Below are 5,115 nucleotides of genomic sequence, written 5' to 3'. Positions count from 1 at the left end.
CCAGGAGCCGCGTCCAGGCCTTGGACATCTGCTCGTACTCGGCGGGGCAGCGGCCCGCGCGCGCCTGGGGCAGCAGGCCGTTCGTCACCCAGTGCTGGTACTTCTGCGGATCGGAGCCGTAGATCCAGCACACGATGTTGTACAGCCGCTGCGGCCCCAGCGAGTGCTCGTCGGCGTAGTCGGAGTCGTCGAACTGGTTGCCCGTCTGCAGGGCCAGCGCGCCCGCGACGGCCGCGTTGGCGCCCTTGTCGCCGTCCTGCAGCAGCACCAGGGCGGCCAGCTGGTCGGCCGCGTCCTCTTCGCGTCCCGTTACCGGCAGGTCCAGCTGGTGGCGCAGGGCGTGCCCCACCTCGTGCATCATGATGAAGGCGAACGCGCCGTCCATCTTTTCGCGCAGATCGTCGGCGTTGGACGTGGCCTGGCGGAAGATGCCGTTCAGGTAGTCGATCATCTCATAGCAGAACGTCACCCGGCCTTCGCTGGGGCTGTAGAAGGCGTTGGGGTCGCCGCACTCGCTGAACAGCAGCGGAACGTTGCGGGGGAGGGGAAAGTTCTCGTTCAGCTGCTGGGCGAACGCTTCCATCCGCTGCTCCGCCTGCACCTGCTCGCGCATGGTGTTGTACTGCGGGTTGCGGACGGCGGGGTAGCCGGCCACCCACTTGCCCGTCAGCTGCGAACGGGTGCCGCCCGGGGCCGAGGTGTTGCCGCCGGCGCTCTGGGTGCCGGTCACGCGCTCCACCGTCAGCGTGTACGAGCCGGTGGTGCGCGGCCGCACCGAGTTGGCCCGCACCAGGTACAGCCCGTTCTCGTTCACCCGCACGCGGAGCTGCGAGTTGGTGCCGCCGCCGCCGTCGTCGTCGTGGCGCACGTCGCTCACGTCCTCGCCGTCCGTGGAGCCGACGGTGAGGAACGCGTCGAAGTCCGAGGAACGCATGGTCACCAGCACCTCTTCGCCCGGCGTGCCGCGGTAGAGGTAGTTGTCGGCATACGAGCTGTCGGAAAGCATGGGGTCGCTGCGCTCCAGCCGCCCCGTCACCGGCCGCCCAGCCTGCAGCGCCGTCATGCCCGACGCGTTGCCCCGCTCCTGGCTGGTGGGCACCTGGTCGGCGCGCTGCACGATCAGCGAATACGGGCCCGTCTCGTCGGCGCTGAACGAGTTGGCCATGATCACGTACGTGCCCGTCTGGTTGAGCGTCGCCCGCACCTGCGCGTTGTTGCCCGGGCCGCTGTCGTCGTCCTGCGCCACCCGCTCCACGTCGCCGCCGAACATGCGGGCCAGGGTCAGGTACGGGTCGAACGAGGTGGACGACAGGGTGATGACGATCTCGTCGCCCGGGTTGCCGGAGTACGTGAACACGTCGTAGTGCGACCCGTCGTCGAGCTTGGGGTCCGACGTTTCCAGCCGCCCGGTGACCTGCTGGCCCATGCGCACGGCGGGGTAGTTTCCGCCCGTCTGCCGAGGCTCGTTGCGGCTGCGGCGGCGCACCACGCGCCCCGCGGGCTGCACCGACAGCGTGTACGCGCCGGTCATGTCGCCGCTCAGAGAGTTGGCGCGGATCACGTAGCGGCCGCTGGCGGGCACCTGTACCCGCAGCCGCGCGTCGGTGCCGCCGCCGCCGTCGTCGTCCGTGTCGGTGCCTTGGATGGCTTCGTCCGCGCCGGGCCCGCCGCCCAGGTACGCGTCGAACGCCGAGGACGTCATGGTGATCTCGATGTTCTCGCCCGGCGTTCCCTGGTACGTGTACAGGTCGTAGTGCGAGTCGTCGCCCAGCTTGGGGTCCGAGGCGGTGAGCTGCCCGTTGACCGTTTGGCCGGAGCGGATGGTGCCCGGCTGCGCCTGTCCGCCGGTGCGGCGCTGCGGCGGGGGCGGTTCTTCCGGGGGCGCGCCGCCGGCCTGCACCGAGAGGGTGTAGGCACCGGTGTCTCCGCCGGAGATCGAGTTGGCGTGGAAGTAGTAGACGCCGCTCGCGGGCACCGTGGCTTCCATCCGGGCGTTGGTCCCGCCCCCGCCGTCGTCGTCCACGTCCACCGACTGCACCCGGCCGCCCTGGATCGTGGGCCCGCCGGCCAGAATGGCGTCGAAGGCGGTGGAATTCATGGTGATGGTGATGCGCTCGCCGGCCCTGCCGCGGTAGACGTACAGGTCGAAGTGCGAGTCGTCGTCCAGCTTGGGATCCGACGCCGTCAGCGAGCCGTTGATGGTCTGGCCGGCGCGGATGGCCTGCTGCGCGCCGGCGGGCGACGATGCCATGGCGGCCGCCAGAACGGCGCCCAGCAGCGGGGCGGATGTGCGGTTCATCATTCCGGTGGATGACCGAAGGTGGGTGTTCAGCGGGAGAGTGGGGCGCGAACGCGGTCCCGCGGGAAGTGCAGGGAGAGAAAGGACGGGCGCGCGAGGGGATTGGCGCCCGGGGCCCGTCTGGTCCTACCGGGGTGCAATATAAATGGTTCCGCCGCCGCGTCCAGCAGTTCGTTGCGATCCGGAACGCCCCGCAACTGCCGAAGCGCACCTCATCCCCCCGGCGCACCGCGGCCCTGTCATCCTGAGGCCAAGCCACGCCTGAGGCCAAGCCACGCCTCACTTGCCCGCTCAGGCCACTTCGCGGGCCGAAGGATCCAGCCGCGGACACGAACCAGCGCGGGCGCGGCAGCGGGCATGAGTGCAGAGGCCGCAGGGCAGGGGCGTTTCGAACGGGGCCGGGGCGTTTCGAACGGGGCCGGCGCATGCCCCGGCTGCCCTCTCCCCCCGGCCCGCCCCCCGGCCCCCTCTCCCGCAAGCGGGAGAGGGGGAGAACTGCACCGGGCTCCGGTCGCGCCACAGGGCCGAACTCGCACTACGCGCCAGCCAGTCTGCGAAGGCAGACTTCGTGTGGTCGTTGCAGCGACTTCAGTCGCCCGTGCCGGGGTTGGCGCCGCGAATCAGCGTCGTCCGTCCTCCCGCGGGCGGGCGACGGTGAGGGGGCGGCGGATGACGACGGGCTCGCGCCCGGGAACCCGCACCTCCACCTCCAGCGTGTAGTCGCCCCGGCGCAGGTCCGGGGGAAGCCTCACGCCCAGCGAGCGCCCGACGATGGGCCCGCTCTGCGCCTCCTCGTTCCACCGCATGCTCACCGCCCGTCCCGCGCGCGCCAGCCCCACCGCCTCCAGCTGCCGCCGCCCCCACCCGGGCTGCCCCGGCACCAGCTGAAGCGCCACGCCCATGCTGTCCGTCCCCGGCGGCACGTCGTACATCTCCCAATACACCGCGAAGGTTTCGCCCGGGGCGGCCGTGCCGCTGCCGCGGGCCAGCGGGGCGGCCTCGTCCAGCGTGGCCGGGCGGGCCTGCGCGTCGGCGAGCAGCAGCAGGTCCGACGCGTGCTCGCCGGGCTGCAGCACCATCGCCTGCCGCCAGCGCCCGACGATGCGCGTGGAATCCTCGCGCACCTCCAGGCTGACGACCGTGGCCCCCGGCGCCAGCCGCAGCCGCAGCGCGCCCCGCGGGGAGTACCCCGTACCCCGGACCACGATGGCGGGCGCGTCCACTTCGGCCATGGCGACGAGGGCGGCGCGGATGCGGGGGACGCGCGGAAGGCTGTCGCGCTCCATGGCGTATGCACCCACCACCTCGGCCTCCGTGCCCCGCCGGAAGACGGCCAGATCGTGCGGCAGCTCCACGAACCGGTGAGCGTAGGCCGGGGCGTACCGCGTGACGTCGGGAACGCCGTCGTCCGCCCACGCCCGTTCGTCCAGCCGGGCCGGGTCCATGGCGGCGGCCAGCGGCGGAAGGAACTCGCTGGTGCGCGGCTTTACGTAGCTGACCAGCCCGTCCTGCCTACCCGCACCGCGGATGTACCGCTCCCACCACACGTGGCGGCCGTAGCGCACCAGGAGCTCGCCCGAGTCGGTCCTCCACGGCAGTCCCTCCGTGACGCGTGCGCGGTCCTGCATGCGGTGGAACACCCAGCGGGTCGCGTGCTCCGTCCAGCGGTCGTTTCCCGGCTCCGACCACAGCGGGTCGGCCAGCCACCACATCCGCCGGGCGAGCGCCTCGCGCTCGGCCGCGTTCGCGCGCCGCCAGGGACGGCCCGCATCCGCGGGGAGCAGAGGCAGAAGGTCCGTCCACTCCTCGCGTTCGGCAGCCGGCATCGCGCCCAGCGCGCGGGTGAACGCGGCCTCGGACTCGGCGAAGCGCCCGGAGTCGTGCAGCGCGTAGCCTTCCAGCGCGGCACACCACCACGCCTGGGCGCGGCACTCGCGCGCGGCGGCGACCGCCCGCTCCATCTGCCCCGCCTCGGACAGGTAGCGCACGCGCTGCCCGGCGATCCAACCGTCCCCCGGCAACGCGGCCGCCGCCCGGTCCAGCGACGCGATCAGCTCCGCGCGGCGGGGCGGCACCCTGCGGTGCTCGGGCGGCGGGTCCTGCTCGTTGTCGTCGTCCAGCCAGAAGCAGAACCGGCCCACCCGGTGGTCGCACCGCTGCGAGCTCCCGACGCCGCTCTGGCTGATGGGGATGTAGCGATAGCGAAAGTGCTCGAACGCCGACTGCGCGCTCCGCGCCTGGCGCAGCACGGCGGCGGAATCAACGCGCTGAACCGCTGAGGGTGGGGCGTTGCCGGCCGCCAACCGGGCTTGCGCGGATGCGGTGAGAGGAACGAGGACGGTACCCGCGAGAACTGCGCTTCGGACGAGGATTGGGACCATGCGCGGCGCCCCTGCTTTAGGAGTGGTGCGTGGAAGCGGGAGTGGATGATTGCGCTGCATCGGGCGGGCCAGGCGGGTGGGGGAACGGGGATATAGGGAGAACTTCGATCGCGCTTCGGCCAGGGTTGGCGCGTCGACCGGCGCCCCCCATCCCCAGCCCTTCCCCCGCAAACTGCGCGGGGGAAGGGAGCCAGTGTGGTGCGCGTCCGTACTTTCGGCGTCCACCGCGGCCCTGTCATCCTGACGCCAAGCCACGCCTCACTCGCCCGCTCACGCCACTTCGCGGGCCGAAGGATCTAGCCGCGGACACGAACCAGCCGGGGCGCGGCAGCGGGCATCCGTGCAGAGGCCGCAGGGCAGGGGCGTTTCGAACGGGGCCGGCGCATGCCCCGGCTGCCCTCTCCCCCGGCCCCTCTCCCGCAAGCGGGAGAGGGG

At 72.3% G+C, this 5,115-nt stretch carries 2 protein-coding genes; both read right to left on the bottom strand.

Translation table 11 applies throughout. From position 1 onward, the window contains the following. A partial coding sequence (locus VIB55_RS25350) for a DUF4344 domain-containing metallopeptidase (RefSeq protein WP_331879490.1) occupies positions 1-2,299 on the bottom strand: 2,299 nt, incomplete at its 3' end. Between the two features lie 620 nt (positions 2,300-2,919). Beyond that, the gene (locus VIB55_RS25345) at positions 2,920-4,548 is read right to left on the bottom strand and encodes a hypothetical protein (protein WP_331879489.1); all 1,629 of its coding nucleotides are present in this window, start codon (positions 4,546-4,548) and stop codon (positions 2,920-2,922) included. Positions 4,549-5,115: the final 567 nt, after the last annotated feature.

Source organism: Longimicrobium sp. (assembly GCF_036554565.1).
Lineage (GTDB): Bacteria > Gemmatimonadota > Gemmatimonadetes > Longimicrobiales > Longimicrobiaceae > Longimicrobium.
This window is presented reverse-complemented; position numbering and strand designations above follow the sequence as displayed.